Source organism: Shewanella algicola (genome assembly GCF_014648035.1).
Taxonomy (GTDB): Bacteria; Pseudomonadota; Gammaproteobacteria; order Enterobacterales; family Shewanellaceae; genus Shewanella; species Shewanella algicola.
The window spans coordinates 1-17,167 of record NZ_BMQI01000041.1 but is presented as its reverse complement, the minus strand read 5'-3'; the positions used below and the strand labels follow the sequence as shown (position 1 = coordinate 17,167).

Genomic DNA, 17,167 nt, shown 5'->3' with positions numbered 1-17,167 from the left:
TTTAAGCCCTTTTAAATTCTCACAGAGAGATCATTTACTAACGCGGAATGGTATTACAGCCGATTACTATCAGAGCTACTGAGGGTTAACAATGCTTGAGCAGGTGGCGTTAACGGTAGGTTTTGACGCCATATTAGCGCAAGATCCCATGTCATGGCGGGCTGTATTGGTTTGAAAACCAGTTTACTTGTGGTTAAGCGCTGGCAAATCGGCTCTGGTAATATGGCTACCCCCATATTGGCCTCAACCATCGCAGCTAAGAAATCCCATTGACCACTTCGAAAGGCAATATTAAGCTGAACCCCCGCTTTGCGGCTAAGTCGATTAATCAATTTGGCTAACGAGAAGTCTTCGTTATATAACATAAAAGGGTATGCCTCAAAGTCCTGCCAGGTGATATGAGTTTTATGCGTCAATGGGTGCCCTTCAGGTAAGCAGGCAAGTAATGGATATTTAGTTAATGGTTGATTCGCTAACTCATGCTTATGGGTTGTTGGCAGTGCAGTGAACGCGATATCAAGGCTATTATTGATTAACGCCTTTTCGCAGCCAAAACCTCCGTATTCGTACATTTGTACTGAGATACCAGGGTATTTTTGCCTAAATTGTGTCAGTAGGCCAATAATAAGACTGCTCATCATTGGGCATACACCGAGTCGCAGCTCACCTGACTTTAACCCACGTAAATTGCTCATGTCTTCTTGAAGACGATGCCAGTGACCTAATATTTCTTGCGCACTTTGGGCAAAAATACGACCAGCTTGAGTCAGTTCGACACTTTGATTATTGCGGATCAGCAACTGTTCGCCAACATTGTCTTCTATACGCTGAATAATTTTGCTCAATGTAGGTTGAGTCATAAAGCACTTTTGTGCGGCTCTGGTGAAGTTTTCTGCCTCAACAATGGTCAGAAAACAGCGTAAGCTCTTGATTGGTATATTCATGCCATTTTGGAATCTAGTAAGAATTAATTATTCATTTTACTGATAAACCACAATCCAGTACTTTGAACTCGTTAACAGAAACGGAGTAATCATCATGAAAACAACATCAAGTTTATGGGTTGGCGCATTGTGGCAAGCAGCGATGCCAATGGAACAAGAAAACCAAGCATCGAATAAAAGAGCAAGCGTTGCTGAATCGAGTTCACCGGTAACACAACAAACGCAACAAACAATAAACCCAGCATAAGCTGGGTTTTTTATTGAGTATTATTTAATAAACCGCAAAGATAAAAAAACCGCTTGCAAGCAAGCGGTAAAGTCTTAATCGGGGGGGAAGTAGACTAATTAAAGGTGTTTTCTATCAGTTGCTGCTTGTTCTCTGCTTGTGGTACATGGCATTGGTCGCAAAAGTAATACATACCTTTTACAGTGCCCTTGTCGTCCATCACATGTGATGTATCGACTGGTGTTGCTTTCATGCGCTTAGCTTTATCCCAACTGTGGCAGCTTAAACAACCATTTTTATCAGTACTGATTGAATAGGTCGCTTTATGCGGAATAATCGGTGGTTGATGTACAAAAGTACGTTCTACCGCTGTGCCACGTTTTGGGTAAACCGGCATTTCGTCAGCAGGGCGCACATCTGTTACTTGCGAGTCACCAGCAAGAGACGATAATTTTACTGGTTCTGGATTGGCATGTGCTTGCTGACCTGAGTAAGCGCTAATCGCTAGCATTACGGCTGCTAAAGTGATTAATTTTTTCATAACTTGCTCTCCACCTTAAGAGGAATTCTGTTCGAGTATTTTGAATTAAATCGGTTTTTATATTGGAATACGCGCGGTACACAAACATCAATACAACGGCCACAAAGCGTGCAGTCACTGTCTAATATAAAGGGTTGAGTACTGCCTTTTTTAAGCACAGGTTTTAGTACCTGGCGCTCAGGGCAAACAGTAAAACAGTCCATACAGTTGTCGCATGCTTCAGCCCTTACGGCAGCTATTTTTACTGGGCTAACTTTACCTATCAGCGAAAATAACGCACCTGTCGGGCATAAATGGCTACACCATGCTCGTTCAACCACAAAGGTGTCGAGCAAAAAAATCACTGCCAATATCCATAATCCACTCCCTGCACCAAATAATAGTGCACGATAGACGATGGGTACTGGGTTCAACCATTCCCAAACCGTAAAACCTGTCAGGATAGGTAATATCAACACAAGTGCTAGCATGTAGTAGCGCAGATTTTGCGGTATTTCACTAGTACGAGGCAGAGATAATCTACGCCTAGTCCAGCTGGCTAAATCTGTGATGATATTAACTGGACATACCCAGCTGCAAAATACTCTGCCACCCAGTAGAGCATAAATCCCTACTACGATAACGGCGCCGAGTAATAAGCTTAGCTCTGGCCAGTGGCCACTCATCAGCACTTGCAAGGTTGCTAATGGGTCACTTAATGGAATAGTGTCCAGTAATAAACTGCTTGAGAGATTACCTTTAAAAAGCCATAAACCTAAAAAAGGACCAATGGCAAATAAGCTCAGCACGCTAAGTTGCGACAATCTGCGCAAAATAAGGAAGCGGTGTGCTCGCCACCATCCTAATTCTGTGACAGCTGCATGGCCAAAGCGTGTGGTTGATTTAGAGGCTGAACGATGTTGATTGCTCATAAAGACAGCCCCTTATTTAACATCTCAAGTGTGGTTTCTTCGGTGTGTTGGTAAGTATCATGAGCAGCTGCTTTACCCAGTGCTATGTGGCTTGGTAATACTTTTATCACTGCTTGTTCTGTCACGCAGGCATGTTCACATTTGCCACATCCCGTACATACATCTGGGTTGATAGTGGGTAAAAACATTGCATGATGACCGCTTTTCTCATTACGTTGCAGCTCTAATGTGATGGCTTTATCTATTAATGGGCAAACCCGATAACAGACATCACAGCGTAAACCTCGATAATTAAGACAATTTTTCTCATCAATGAGAACCGCAATCCCCATTTTTGCATCGTCGATGTTGTCTAACTTGTGTTCAAGCGAACCGCTAGGGCAAGCCTTAACACAAGGGATGTCATCGCACATTTCACATGGAATGTTACGCGCAGTAAAATAAGGTGTGCCTGTTGCTGCGCCGTCAAACCAGCGCGCCAGTTTGAGGGTGTCGTAGGGGCAAGCCTCTACGCACAAACCGCAGCGAACACACGCTGAGAGAAAATCGTCTTCTGCCAATGCACCTGGCGGGCGAATAGCAAATGGGTCAAGTTGACTAGATTGGGTGGCAACAGTTGTTAGCCCCAATCCGGCCATGCCCATCACGCAACTGGCTTTTGCTGTTGTGGCCAGAAATTGCCTACGGTTTACACCGTTAACACTTCCTAATTTGCTATTTGCTTTGCTCATAACATGACTTTCCGTTTATGCACTTAACTATTGACTAAGCCTTCATCACTTTTACAGGACACTTCTTGAAGTCTGTCTCTTTTGACAGCGGGTCAGTTGCATCGAGTATCAGTTTGTTGACTAATTGGCGCGCATCAAAGAACGGCATAAATACTAAGCCTTGAGGTGGCTTGTTACGGCCTTTAGTTTCAACACGTGTTCTAACTTCACCACGTGGAGAGGCAACAATAACTTCGTCACCACGTTTTAAGCCACGTGATTTTGCATCTTCTGGGTGCATAAAGATTTGAGCATCAGAATAAGCGCGTTGCAGCTCAGGTACGCGGGCTGTCATTGAGCCAGTGTGCCAATGTTCTAGTACACGGCCTGTTGACATCCATAGGTCGAATTCTTTGTTTGGCTCTTCTGCGGCAGGCTCGTAAGGTAGGGCAAAAATAACCGCTCTACCATCTGGCTTACCGTAGAAGTTAAAGCCTTCACCAGCCTTAACATAAGGATCGCTACCTTCAACAAAGCGGCGTAAGGTTTCTTTACCGTTAATGACAGGCCAGCGTTTACCACGGTTTTCATGGTAATTGTCGAAGGCATCTAAATCATGAGCATGGCCGCGACCAAATTTGGCATATTCTTCGAATAGACCTTTTTGCAGATAGAAACCAAAGTGCTCGCTTTCGTCGTTGTATGCGCCTTTACATTGCTCAACCGGATATTTGTTGACTTCACCGTTAGCAAACAACACGTCGTATAACGTTTTGTCAGCAACATCTGGTTGCTTGGCGATTAATTCAGCGGGCCATACTTCTGACACTTTAAAGCGTTTTGAAAACTCAACCATCTGCCATAAATCTGATGTGGCCCCTTCTGGTGGTTTAACTTGTTGATGCCACATATGAGTACGACGTTCAGCGTTACCGTATGCACCTTCTTTTTCAACCCACATTGCGGTTGGTAAAATTAGGTCGGCAGCCATAGCACTGACTGTTGGGTATGGATCTGACACAACAATAAAGTTTTCTGGATTACGGAAACCAGGGTAAATCTCATCGTTAATATTTGGGCCGGCTTGCATGTTGTTGGTACACATGGTCCAGTAACAATTTAATTTGCCATCTTTTAACATACGGCTTTGCAGCACGGCATGATAACCCGGCTTCGGTGGAATTGTGCCTGCAGGTAATTGCCAAAGTTTTTCGGTTATTTCACGATGCTTAGGGTTTTTAACGACCATGTCTGCTGGTAAGCGGTGAGCAAATGTACCGACTTCACGTGCAGTACCACAAGCTGATGGCTGACCTGTTAACGAGAATGGACTATTGCCTGGGGTAGCAATTTTACCGGTTAATAAGTGGATGTTATAAAGCATGTTGTTTGCCCACACACCACGAGTATGCTGGTTAATACCCATGGTCCATAAGCTCATGACTTTCTGCTTAGGGTCGGCATAAACTTTGGCTAGCGTAATGAGGTTTTCAACCGGAACACCACTCATTTCTGAGGCGTATTCAGCCGTATAAGTGCTCACAAACTTGGCATATTCTTCAAAACTAATTGGTTTAGATCCACCGTTACCAGAGTTTTTCGCTTTCTTCTCTAATGGGTGCTCCGGACGTAAACCATAACCAATATCTGTTACACCAAGGGCAAAGTTAGTATGTTTTCTAACAAAGTCTTTGTTTACCGCATTGTTTTGAATAATGTAGTTAGCAATGAAGTTTAAAATCACAAGGTCAGTTTGTGGGTTAAAAATCATTGGGTTATCAGCAAGGTCGAAGCTGCGGTTTTCATAGGTTGATAACACATGTACTTTGGCGTCTTTATGGCTTAAACGACGGTCAGTTAAGCGAGCCCATAAAATTGGGTGCATTTCTGCCATGTTAGCGCCCCAAAGCACAAAGTTGTCACCGGCTTCAATATCGTCGTAACACCCCATTGGTTCATCAATACCAAAGGTACGCATAAACCCGCCAACCGCAGATGCCATACAGTGACGTGCATTAGGGTCGATGTTATTGGTTAAAAAACCTGCTTTATGTAATTTTGATGCTGCGTAACCTTCCCAAACTGTCCATTGACCTGAACCGAACATACCTACTGAAGTTGGGCCTTTTTTGGCAAGACTGGCTTTCCATTTTTCAGCCATAGTGTCGAATGCGACATCCCAGCTGACAGGAGTAAAGTCACCTTCTTTGTCGTATTTGCCATCTTTCATTCTAAGCAATGGCGTTGTTAGACGGTCTTTACCGTACATGATTTTTGACAAGAAGTAGCCTTTAATACAATTTAGGCCTTTATTGACTGGGCTTTCTGGGTCGCCTTTGGTTGCGACAACTTTGCCATTTTTGGTACCAACTAATACACTACAGCCGACACCACAAAAACGACATGGGGCTTTATCCCATGTGATGTCCGTTTTACCTTCTGCGGCGTGAACCATATTAATTGGAATAGCGATACCCACAGCCGATGCTGCTGCGGCAGCGGCGTTGGCTTTTAAAAACTCGCGACGGCTTATGCTCATGGTGTTCCTCACTCTTAGAATGTTGTTCTTGGTGCGTGATAGTCATTGGAGGTGACGTGATGAAAATAAGTCTAGACCTTACTATTATTATGGGTATACCTCTGAATGGGTATAGTGGTTGATAGTTGTTCAAGGTCACATTTTTTCGCGTGATGTAAATCTCACTTTAACAATTAGGGCAATCCTGTTTTAGACATTGCTTGTAAAGCTTAGTGCGTATGGGGTGCAGGTTTTATCGACGATTGAAGAATTACAGTTGGTTTAAGTTAAGGTTATCAGGCAGTCCGATTTACGTTAATCGTAAAGATAAATCTCTTTATAGGTAGCCCTTACAATTAACGATACCCCGTTAACTCCATATAACCTTTGCCTTGATGACTTCCTTGAATATTAATGGGACCTTCCCAGTACGAGGTGGACACTAGCATGTCACTGTTGGGGTTAACGGCTTGGGTTGTCAGGTCAATGGCTTCGCTGTTTATACGAATACGCCAAGCAATGGGATGCTTACCAAGCGCGGTTTGTTGCCACTGTGTAGGCTGCATATCTATATCGCCTGGATTATCACGACTGTTGATATTACGGCCGCTACCGTCGGCATACATACGTCTAGCGCTAAAGAAATGATCTTGCTCTGTGTCGCCACGCAATCTAAAGGCCATTAAAGTTGAGTCGTCATTTAACCTAAGTGAAAACCAGTCCCATCCTTGTTGTGCTTTAGTGAGAAATTGCGAGCTCCACTCTCTATCTAACCAGGCTTTACCGCTGACTTTTTCGGTGACGCCATGGCGAGTTATCTCTCCTGTTACATCAATAAAGGGTTGGCTGTAATAATATGAGGCGACAGCCTGATCGGCACTTTTACTGCTGTAGCCATTATCGCCCTGTAATTGCACAGGCTGTTGGCTACTGAGTTGCAGCTGATAATGAAATGCTGGGTTGTTGACCGTTAATGTTGCCGGAAACAGATCATTAGACTGACTTTTCCATTGCCAGTTTTGCAGGTGCACAGTAAAGGGGGAAGGGCTGACACTGGCAAGTTTAGGGTGTGCTCGTGACCATTTTTCAGCCGTAAGGTGCTCATCTTTTGATGTGATAGCTGCATGGGCCATGTATAGTTGATTACTGCTCCAGTCGTTTTCAGTTGTTACCAGTTGCTCGGTTGGCGGCGTCATGCCGATCCTAAATTGGGTCCACTGTACGCCAACATCTTCACCTTTGCTGGTGGTTAAATTTGCGGTTAGATACCACCATTCAATTTTGTAGCCATTGTGGGCTAAATGATCGCGTGGAAACTGCAAAACCTTACCTTGTACAACTTCACTGTAGCCAGCCGATGATTGTGCTGACATATTACTAATAGTCGTAGATTGTTCATGAGTCTCTGGCGCAGGAGAGCAGGCCGATAACAAAGTGGCAAAGGCCATTGTGACTAAGCTGATACTGAACACTTTTTTACCTGTAACAGAGGTCATAGTGCTTCCTGTTGTAAACTGGATATTAAGGGTTTTCGGGTTTGCCAATATAAAGGTAAGCTCACCGCCAGTAAGCAACTGATGATCGCGATAACAACAACCTGACCATAAGCTGCCCAGTCCCAAATCATCGCAATACTCCAACCAAAGGCTTGTAAGGTCACTTTATGGATCAATAAATAACCTAGCAATGCGCCCATTGGTAATGCCACGAGGCAGGTTAACAATACAATAAATAGCATTTGCACTACGACCATTAATCGTAATTGATTGCGACTCACGCCGAGAGCATATAAACGCGCCAATGGCGCTTGTCTTGCCTGGGTGAGCATCACGCAAGCGCTGAATAAACCAATTGCGGCAACTAATAACGTTAAGCTGTTGAGCACGACGGTAATTGAGAAGGTTTTATTAAATATGGTAATGGCTTCGGTTTTAATCCGCTGTTGGCTGTACATGTACGCCGATGATAAGTTGAGCTGCTGACTTATGTTATTTTGTAATGTGCTTAGCTCACCTTGATAATTGACAGCCAAACTGAAAGGTTTTGTTGGCAGAGGAGATTGTCGCCATAATGACTGGCTAATAAGGACTTCGCCCTTAGGGTTGCCATAATCATAATAGATTGCGCCAACGGTTAATGTATGTTGTTGCAGTTGTGATAATTGTACTTTATCGCCAATATTGAGCTGATATTTTATCGACAATGGCTCACTGATCATAATGCTGTGCCCTGCAGTAAATGCTGGCCAAAAATTATCTGCGGTTGTTTTAAATACCGTGGTGTCGGTTAACGATAAATGGTCGCGACTGACTAGGTTAATAGGCACTTGAGTTTGCGGTGTTTCTGCCCTACTTAGGCTGCTGTCCACGGTCCATTGTTCATAAATAGCCTCTACTTTAGGATCCTTTGCCAGCAGTTTAATTAACGCCTCCATCTGATTCGGGTTTGGCCTAATATACAAATCAGCATGCAAACGTGCATCAAGCCATTTTTTTAAGGTGATTTCAAAGCTACCAACCAAAGTGTTCATTGCGATATTGGCGCACAATGCCAGTAATATAGCCATCATGGCGAGGGCAAGTGGGGCAATAATCTCTTTAGTTTCGGCAACTACGTATTGCCATAATCCTTTGGGCATGGCTGCACTGAGTAGGTTTACTACCCAATGTAGGCATTGTGGCAATAATAGTGGGATGGCGACGACTAAGGCGCCTAATAACACTAAGCTATGGCGATATTGTTCGGTAAAGGCGAAAGCGACGGTGCACAGCAATAACAATATCACTGCGATAATAAACTGGCGTCGATGAATAATATTAAATTGTTTATTTTGCGGTTGTTTTTGTGCGCCCTGTGCAAGTGGGGTATTGACCAAGCTAAGCAGCATTGGGATGCAAGCGGCAAAGGCGGCAGACAATGTCAGGACAAGTGCTTGTGCAAACCATTGCCATTGCCAGTTACCCGGCAACAGTTTAGCGCCATATAACTGCTCTAGTGTAAGGGCAACCATGGGCTGTAGCCATTGCGACAATTGTAAGCCAACAATAAAACCTAACACACAACCCATAAACACTAAGCTGATGATTTCAATGCTTAAGGCAAGCATTACTGTGCGACGATCAACCCCTTGCTGCATAATTTGCACTAACAGTTTTTGGCGTTTCATTAAGCTATAACGCACGCCGTTGTAGGCAATAAATAAGCCTACAACAAACGCCAACATGCTCATGGCATCCAAATTTAAATGAAAACTGGCCGTTAACGCGCTAAGAGACTCACCCTCGCTAGCTTGTGTTGTAAAGCGTAACTGGCTGCTGTCGAAGCCAGCTTGAGTTAAGGTGTGTGTGAGACGAGTGATTAGCTCACTGTCGGTTTCAGATTTATCTGCGTTGAATACCGCAATGTAGCTCAGCTTGCCTTGCATGTTAAGCAGTGGCTGCGCTAACGAAATATCGGCGAGTAGGGCTGAGCCTAACCCCCATTGCTCATCAATGGTGACTATGTCTAGCGGGATATTATTTAAGGTGATAGTTTGTGATTGATTGGTCACCTTATTGATGCGCTCTTGCTGACTTGCTGACATCAATACTTTGGGTTGGCCTGCGAGCAATTCGGCAAGCGGGATATTGACCGAAGCCACTGATGAGCTTGCTTGCTCATCTTGGGCTAAGCCTGTGCTTATCGCGGCAATAATATCGCTGCTATTGACTCGCCATAAGCGCCCTTGCTCATCAGTCGCCACGCCTTCAATACTCGCTATTGCGTCAAAACCCGCATTGGCTAGCGTAAAATAAATGGCTTCGTTGATCGTGTCTTGTGTGAGGTGACTAATGGATACGCTGGCTTGCTTGCTAAGCAGTTCTGACACATTGCCATAGCTTTGTTTGGCATTGGCGTTCGTGGCATACACCCCAATCAGTAAAGTCACGGCCAGCATAATACCGAGTAAAATGGCACTGGCTTGTAAAGGTGCATGGCGGTAATGGCTGGCAAACAAGCGCAAACACAGTAATAAGCGGCGAGTGGCAAATACGTCTGTTTTCATTAGCTTACCCTTGCAGCTGGCTATCGGCAGGGTTGACGACAATTTTTTGGTTTTCAACATGCCAGCGATGTTGCATAAACTGAGCACACTCTTCGCTGTGAGTCACCATCAAAATACAACAATTGGCTTGTTTAGCTAAGTCGGTCAGCAATTGCATTACTTGCAGGCCGGCGTGCTGATCAAGGTTACCTGTGGGTTCGTCGGCCAAAATTAATTGCGGCTTGTGTGCTAAGGCGCGTGCAATGGCAACTCGCTGTTGCTGTCCGCCAGAAAGGTTTTCAACACTGCGCTCGAGCAGTGGTGTCAGTCCAAGCTGGTGGCATAATTCGTCACACCAGGGGCTCCAGCTTAATTGATTGAGAGCCAATGAAAATTGAATATTGTCGCGGACATTAAGGGGCGTCAGTAAGTTAAACTGCTGAAATATCACTCCAAGTGATTGGCGGCGATATTGACTCCAGTGCTTATCTTGCCACTGAGTCACCGAATGCAGCGTGTCACCCTGGCGGATTAACATGTCGCCACTGTCGATAGTTTCAAAGCCACCAATAATGTTCAGTAAGGTACTTTTACCGCTGCCACTAGGACCCGTTAATGCAATGGTTTGACCTTGCTTTAGGGTTAAGCTGACCTGTTGCAACACACAATGGAATGATTCACCATCACGAAATCCTTTGCTGATGTTCTCTAAGGTGACAATGTTGGTCATAGTCGCTCCATAACGAATGTGGTTACCGCGCCATTAATGCAGTCATATAAAACCGCTTAATGTCATCATAATACCATTGCGCATTAATAAGTGACCACTCAGAATGCATCCAGCGGTTTTTGATTAAGGCGTCGCTATGTAGTCATGGTTGTTCCCTTTCAAATAGCGAGAACGCAAAGCAAAATCCGCTGGGGCATTCCTTTCAGGCGAGTTTTAAAAGGGCTTACACTGCGTTGCATGACTTCGAAAGAGAACAACTATTCATTCAGTCATTCGCCTTGTTTAAGCCCTTTTAAATTCTCGCTGAGAGATCATTTACTAACGCGCAATGGTATAACAACAATATACGTTATATAAAGCGCAAATGTTCAAAATAAAAAAAGCGAACCTAAGGCTCGCTTTAATAGATTAACATGCTGATTTAATTAAGCATCGGCTAATGAATATGGCAGTTCAATAATGCTTAATTGTGAGCTTTCATCATCAGCAATCCGCAGATTTGCAGTGTTTTCGGTATCGTTAGCCAATACAGCAGTCAGCAAAATATTTTCACCTTGCTGTACGCACTCAATAATATTACCGCCACGACGGAAACCATCTTCTAAGGCGATTTCTAATTGGGTTTCGGTGTTAATGGTTGTGCTGGTGGTGCCCGACAAAATATACAGTGCACGTTTGTTACCACCACGGTATTTCATTCTGGCAATGGTTTCCTGGCCCATATAGCAGCCTTTATTGAAGCTGATCCCATCAATGGCTTGCAGGTTACACATTTGTGCAACGTATTGGCCCGAGTGGCTTGCGTCAATATTAGGGTAACCAGCTTTGATTTCTAATGCTTGCCACGCTTTAGCGTCAACCAATGTTTGTTGTGAGGCACTGATTAATGCCGCGGCTTTATCATTAGCAATGATGAGAATAAAACGCTGACCATCACGTAATATCGCACCACCATCAACCAAGGTTAACGCTGCAGATACATCACCAAATTGCTGGGTGATAAATGCTTGTGCCTCATTGCCCGCAACGCCAATAATTTGATACTGGCTGCTGACATCGTTGAGCTCAGCTTTGCTAAATACCGCGTATTTTTTGAGTTGCGGTAAATCAAGCTCAAGGGTTGATGTTGGCATAAGCATAAACAAGCTGTCTGCAATGGCAAATGTGCGGAAGCTGGCTAGCATTTTGCCTTTAGGATCGCAGTGTGCGCCCCATTTCCATTGGTCTGCCGTTAACGAGGTAATATCGGTGGTGACTTGGCCATGAATAAAGCTGCGACCTTGTTCACCGGTGACTTCGATTAACCCCATATGAGATAAACTGGATAACATTAATTCTGGAGAGGTGGCGATGAAGTCCCAATCTGGTTGGCTTGCTGAAATGGTCATAACGATCCTTAACGAAAGAATAAGACGATATGGTTTGAAGTGTAACGGATTAACACAATACTCAACAGAGGGTTGAGGTTTAAAGGCAATAAAAAAAGCTACCTTGTGCACAAGATAGCTTTTTGAACAACTTAATTAACCCCAGTTAATTTGTTGTGAGATTAAAACAATACGCGAGCACGAATAGTGCCTTCAATTGATTTAAGTTCAACTAACGCTTCTTCAGCTTGATCTGAATCGACTTCCATCACCACGTAACCGATTTCAGCAGTGGTTTGTAAGTACTGAGCGGCAATGTTAATGCCTTTTTCAGAAAACGCTTGGTTGATTTTAATCAACACACCAGGGCGGTTTTGGTGAATGTGTAATAAGCGTGAGGTGCCACGGTGCTGTGCAAGAGACACTTCAGGGAAGTTAACCGCAGACAAGGTTGAACCGTTATCTGAGTATTTAACTAACTTACCAGCCACTTCAATACCAATGTTTTCTTGCGCTTCTGCAGTACTACCACCAATGTGTGGCGTAAGCAGTACATTGTCTAAACCCCGTAATGGCGTGATAAATTCATCGTCATTTGATTTAGGTTCAACTGGGAATACGTCAATTGCTGCACCAGCTAAATGTTCTGAGTTTAATGCACTTGCGAGGTCTTCAATATCAACGACGGTTCCGCGTGAAGCATTGATAAAGAAACTGCCCTGACGCATTTTGGCAAATTCAGCTTTAGCAAACATATCTTTAGTTTGTGGCGTTTCAGGTACGTGAAGACTCACAACATCTGCTTGAGCGAGTAAATCGTCCATTGAATGAATTTGCGAAGCATTACCCAGTGGTAACTTGTCTTCGATATCAAAGAAAATGACTCTCATGCCTAAGGTTTCAGCCAAAATACCTAGCTGAGTACCAATATGGCCGTAACCAATCACACCTAGAGTTTTACCACGAACTTCAACACTGCCGCTGGCGCTCTTTAACCAGCCGCCACGGTGCGAAATCGCATTACGTTGTGGAATACCGCGCATCAACATAATGATTTCGCCAATCACTAACTCTGCAACACTACGCGTGTTAGAAAACGGTGCATTGAAAACGGGGATCCCCAGCTTTTCAGCGGTCGATAAATCAACTTGGTTAGTGCCGATACAAAAACAACCAATCGCGACGAGTTTTTCAGCGTGATGTAATACTGCTTCAGTAAGCTGAGTGCGGGAACGTAACCCGACAAAGTGAGCATCTTTAATCGAAGCAAGTAGCGCCTCTTCGCCTAGCGAGGCTTTGTGATATTCAATATTGGTGTAACCTGCACGTTCAAGTACATCAACCGCAGTTTGGTGTACGCCCTCCAACAGCAGGATTTTAATTTTATCCTTGTCAAGCGAGTGTTTCGCCATGATATGGGTACCCTCTCATCATTCAATGGTGCTTATGCTAATGCATATACGATTTGTGTTAATGCATATACTGATAGTTATGATATAAATGCGGACTTCCGACGCAATGCCAAAGTAGCACTTTTTTTAGAGCTTGTGGAGGGCTAGATGGCTAAAGTAATATTTTAAATTAAGAACAATATCGTAGATAAGGAATTTAGGATGAAAATGCGCGTAATATGGATGGCTATTTACCTGATGGTATTGCTATGGTCGGTGAGTAATCCTAAAGATATGTTCACCTGGTGGCTCGAGGCTATCCCCGCGTTAATCGCGTTACCCATTTTGTTTTTTAGTCGTAAAAGCTTCCCGCTGACGTCACTGGCTTATGGGCTTATTTTGATTCACTGCTGCGTATTATTTGTCGGTGCCCGCTTTACCTATGCTGAAGTACCGCTATTTGATTGGTTAGCCCAAGTAATGGGCAGTGAACGTAATAATTACGACAAAGTAGGTCACTTTGCTCAGGGGTTTATTCCGGTCATTTTGGCGCGAGAAATTTTTATTCGTAAGCAGGTGATGCAAATCGGTGCTTGGTGCCAATTTTTGGCAGTGTGTTTTGTGCTGGCGTTTTCTGCTTTTTATGAGCTTATCGAATGGTGGGTTGCTGCAGCGACAGGTGAGAATGCCGAAGCATTTTTAGGGACTCAAGGTTACGTCTGGGACACACAGTCTGATATGTTTTTAGCGTTAATTGGCGGCATAACGGCATTGTTATTGCTGACACCGCTTCACAATAAACAGATTACGCAAATAATGGCTAAGCCTAAACAGTAAGGCTTGTTGAGTTTTCAAGCTTGTTATTACAGCCCAGGTGATACATTAGACCAGTGCTGATAAAAGTGTGCTGCTTGTCAGTCTTACGACTTATTCATACTTTTGATTGACATAATAATCCTATGCACTAGCAAAAATTTACTATGATTGCTTTATGAGAACGGTGTTTGTTAATTGAACCGCACCTGATTACATCAACTTATTTGAGCGAATTAGCGGTCTAGCGTTAATTTTGCTGACCATGGCACTGCTTAGTGTTATTACTCTAAAGTATTAAATGCAAAGTAAAATAAACAATAAGCAGTCGGCAAGTTTAAGACTTAAGGCTAGTCAAGGTATGAGCTTTACGTATAGAATGTTGCTCAGGATGTGCTCAAGTGTTAAAGAGCAAAATAAGCTTTTCAGGGAGAAGAGTGATGAGTTCTAATATCGATGAATTGGTGTTTTTACATCAAATAGCCTCACCATGTCATTTAGCGATTTTAGCTGAATCAATCGGTTTAAAAACCCGGATTGTTAAGCATGCTGCTGAGCTTGAACTTGATAAAAATTCGAATAACTTTTATCTCATTTCACAAAAGGGTGCAGCGCTTGACGCTAAAGGCATCCCTTTGCTGGCTTCACGCTTAGTCAACCATGTTCCAGTGGCACTTTACCAAGTTGAACGCGGCTCGCTCGATCAAGAATCAGCCTTGCTGCTTGGCGTGCGCGGCTTATTGTATAGCGACCAACGCATGGACTTGATGTTAACCGGCTTACGCAAAATGGTTTCAGATGAGCTGTGGTATGACAGACCGCTGATTAGCAAAATTTTTAGGCGTTTAGTACAACAACTAGATACCAATGTTGATTTAACAGAAGAAACTGAAGCCATTATGCAACGGCTAACAAACCGCGAACGTACCATTATTCAGTTAGTATCGAGTGGCGCACGTAACAAAGAAATCGCTCAGCGTTTATGCATTAGTGAGCATACGGTTAAAGCGCATATCTCTTCTATTTTTAGAAAAACTGAATCGCGTAACCGTGTTGAACTATTACGTTGGGCCCAGACTTATCAAAGTCACTGCGAATTAGTCAGCTAAAACAGATGGTAATATTGATTAAACCAAAGGAGCTTCGGCTCCTTTTTTGTTTATCTTTAAAAATGTTAATCACAACAGTACACTAGGATTATTAACAACTAAAATGGAAAGCTGTCATGAGTATTTGGTTTAACGATTTCACCTTAGAAGATTGTGCTCGTTTAGATGCAGGGATGCAGGGAAAAGGCACATTAATGCAAACTCTAGGCATTAAAATTACCGAGATTGGCGATGATTATATGGTCGCAACCATGCCAGCTAACCCCTCGGTACATAACCCGTTAGGGATTGTACATGGCGGCGCTAATGTGGCGTTAGCTGAAACGGTTGCCAGTTATGCGGCTAATTTTGTGGTCGACTTTACTCGCTACTATTGTGTTGGCCAAGAAATTAACGCCAACCATTTAAAAGCCTCACGTAATGGTGAGTTAACGGCAATCGCTAAACCAGTACATCTTGGTAAGCGTAGCTCTGTATGGGAAATATTAATCCGCAATAGTGCAGGCGAGTTATGCTGTATTTCACGTATGACAGCTGCAGTAGTTGAACGCTAAGCTACACTTATTGATCTGGGGATCATAAGCGCAGCGCGGTTTATTTTGGGGAATAAACGATAAAGCAAAACCCTAACCTTATATTTTTTATGATTTTATAAGGTTTTTGCTTAATTTGTTGTCATGTATTTATCGTCTGGCTGTCATAGACAGATAACAGCAGGCCGGTATTGTGACAAATCTATTATTTTAAGGAGAATCCATGGACAGTATTAATATCTGGGAATGGGTTGGATATTTGGCTTCTGTTGTTGTCGCGATTTCGTTGATGATGTCAGACATTAAAAAATTACGCTGGTGGAACTTGATTGGTGCAGGGCTTTTTGTGGCATATGGTTTAGCCATTGACGCTATCCCGGTGGCACTGGTTAACTTTTTCATTGTACTGATCGATCTTTATTATCTGGTTAAGTTATATCGAGCCCCCGCACCCGATAATCAATAATCTATTGGGTATATAAGCCAACATGCAGATGTTGGCTTTTTTTATTACCGACAATTTACTCCTTCGCATCCAATCTGTTTTTTTAATGCAAGTCGCATCGTTTAACCCATTTAATCTGTTTTATCGTTAGCGGTCATCTATTTTAATCGTTTTATCTAATTGCGCTGCACGTTTATTATTGCTCCATCGATTGATGAGTTGAGTGAGGAAAATCATCATGGCAACAGTTTACGACATAATTGAACAGTGGATAACAGACCACGCGTAGGAGCAAAACATGAATCAGGCTAACTATTTAACAAGTCAAAACGGTGCTCCAGTAGCAGACGATCAAAACTCATTATCAGCAGGAGAGCGTGGGCCGCTTCTATTACAAGATTGGCACTTAATTGAAAAGCTTGCTCACTTTAACCGCGAACGTATTCCTGAGCGTGTTGTGCATGCAAAAGGTACCGGTGTATACGGCACATTTACTTTAACCAAAGATTTAAGCGAATATACTATTGCCGACCATTTTAATGGTGTTGGTAAGCAAACAGAAACCTTTGTGCGTTTCTCGACAGTGGGCGGTGAAATGGGTTCTGCTGATGCTGAGCGCGACCCACGCGGATTTGGATTACGTTTTTACACCGCACGTGGTAATCACGATATTGTAGGTAATAACACCCCAACATTTTTTATTCGTGATGGTATTAAGTTTCCAGACTTTATCCACACCCAAAAACGTCATCCACAAACCAATTTAAAAGATCCACAAGCTATGTGGGACTTTTGGGCGCTAAACCCAGAGGCGATGCATCAAGTGACTATTTTGATGTCTGACTGCATATTCTCATGCATCGCGATCACCTAATACCCTCTAAGCCGATCACCTAATACCATCC

The 17,167-nt window shown here is 43.4% G+C and carries 15 protein-coding genes and 1 pseudogene; 6 read left to right on the top strand and 10 right to left on the bottom strand.

The genetic code is table 11. The features are described from left to right. Positions 1 to 53 precede the first annotated feature (53 nt). A complete protein-coding gene (locus tag IEY42_RS16115; RefSeq protein WP_188926194.1) occupies positions 54 to 944 on the bottom strand; it encodes a LysR family transcriptional regulator in 891 nt (296 codons plus the stop codon). A gap of 94 nt (positions 945 to 1,038) precedes the next feature. Between IEY42_RS16115 and IEY42_RS16110 the strand changes: the two genes are divergently transcribed. Beyond that, complete coding sequence (locus IEY42_RS16110) at positions 1,039 to 1,191, top strand: hypothetical protein (RefSeq protein ID WP_188926193.1); 153 nt, start codon at positions 1,039 to 1,041, stop codon at positions 1,189 to 1,191. A gap of 94 nt (positions 1,192 to 1,285) precedes the next feature. On the opposite strand, the gene IEY42_RS16105 is transcribed toward IEY42_RS16110, so the two are convergent. The 9 genes from IEY42_RS16105 to serA all read right to left on the bottom strand — a co-directional run bounded on the left by IEY42_RS16105 (position 1,286) and on the right by serA (position 13,383). Then, positions 1,286 to 1,711: a nitrate reductase cytochrome c-type subunit gene (locus IEY42_RS16105; RefSeq protein WP_188926192.1), complete on the bottom strand. Its 426-nt coding sequence runs from the start codon at positions 1,709 to 1,711 to the stop codon at positions 1,286 to 1,288. Next, on the bottom strand, positions 1,708 to 2,622 hold the full coding sequence (gene napH / locus IEY42_RS16100; protein WP_188926191.1) for a quinol dehydrogenase ferredoxin subunit NapH: 915 nt from the start codon (positions 2,620 to 2,622) through the stop codon (positions 1,708 to 1,710). The genes IEY42_RS16105 and napH overlap by 4 nt, the downstream gene beginning before the upstream one ends. Further along, positions 2,619 to 3,353, bottom strand: a complete 735-nt coding sequence (gene napG, locus IEY42_RS16095; protein ID WP_188926190.1) for a ferredoxin-type protein NapG — start codon at positions 3,351 to 3,353, stop codon at positions 2,619 to 2,621. The genes napH and napG overlap by 4 nt, the downstream gene beginning before the upstream one ends. Positions 3,354 to 3,387: 34 nt before the next feature. Next, positions 3,388 to 5,871, bottom strand: a complete 2,484-nt coding sequence (napA, locus tag IEY42_RS16090) for a nitrate reductase catalytic subunit NapA (protein ID WP_188926189.1) — start codon at positions 5,869 to 5,871, stop codon at positions 3,388 to 3,390. 335 nt (positions 5,872 to 6,206) lie between these two features. After that, positions 6,207 to 7,346 (bottom strand): lipocalin-like domain-containing protein, encoded by a 1,140-nt coding sequence (locus tag IEY42_RS16085; protein WP_188926188.1) that lies wholly within the window; start codon positions 7,344 to 7,346, stop codon positions 6,207 to 6,209. Then, positions 7,343 to 9,895, bottom strand: coding sequence for an ABC transporter permease (locus IEY42_RS16080; RefSeq protein ID WP_188926187.1), 2,553 nt, complete (start codon positions 9,893 to 9,895; stop codon positions 7,343 to 7,345). Before IEY42_RS16080 ends, IEY42_RS16085 begins: the two co-directional genes overlap by 4 nt. 4 nt (positions 9,896 to 9,899) lie before the next feature. Next, a complete protein-coding gene (locus tag IEY42_RS16075; RefSeq protein WP_188926186.1) occupies positions 9,900 to 10,604 on the bottom strand; it encodes an ABC transporter ATP-binding protein in 705 nt (234 codons plus the stop codon). A gap of 425 nt (positions 10,605 to 11,029) precedes the next feature. Beyond that, a complete protein-coding gene (gene ygfZ / locus IEY42_RS16070) occupies positions 11,030 to 11,992 on the bottom strand; it encodes a tRNA-modifying protein YgfZ (protein WP_188926185.1) in 963 nt (320 codons plus the stop codon). A 161-nt stretch (positions 11,993 to 12,153) separates the two neighbouring features. Beyond that, positions 12,154 to 13,383 (bottom strand): phosphoglycerate dehydrogenase, encoded by a 1,230-nt coding sequence (gene serA, locus IEY42_RS16065; protein ID WP_188926184.1) that lies wholly within the window; start codon positions 13,381 to 13,383, stop codon positions 12,154 to 12,156. A gap of 201 nt (positions 13,384 to 13,584) precedes the next feature. Between serA and IEY42_RS16060 the strand changes: the two genes are divergently transcribed. The 5 genes and pseudogenes from IEY42_RS16060 to katB form a co-directional block, all read left to right on the top strand. Beyond that, a complete protein-coding gene (locus IEY42_RS16060; RefSeq protein WP_188926183.1) occupies positions 13,585 to 14,199 on the top strand; it encodes a DUF2238 domain-containing protein in 615 nt (204 codons plus the stop codon). A gap of 416 nt (positions 14,200 to 14,615) precedes the next feature. After that, complete coding sequence (locus IEY42_RS16055; RefSeq protein ID WP_188926182.1) at positions 14,616 to 15,284, top strand: helix-turn-helix transcriptional regulator; 669 nt, start codon at positions 14,616 to 14,618, stop codon at positions 15,282 to 15,284. A 116-nt stretch (positions 15,285 to 15,400) separates the two neighbouring features. Continuing rightward, a complete protein-coding gene (locus IEY42_RS16050; RefSeq protein WP_188926181.1) occupies positions 15,401 to 15,838 on the top strand; it encodes a PaaI family thioesterase in 438 nt (145 codons plus the stop codon). Positions 15,839 to 16,040: 202 nt separating this feature from the next. Then, entirely contained in the window at positions 16,041 to 16,283 is a 243-nt protein-coding gene (locus IEY42_RS16045; protein WP_188918706.1) for a YgjV family protein, read from the top strand. Between the two features lie 277 nt (positions 16,284 to 16,560). Continuing rightward, positions 16,561 to 17,106, top strand: a pseudogene (gene katB / locus IEY42_RS16040) (catalase KatB); the annotation flags it as partial. Positions 17,107 to 17,167 lie beyond the last annotated feature (61 nt).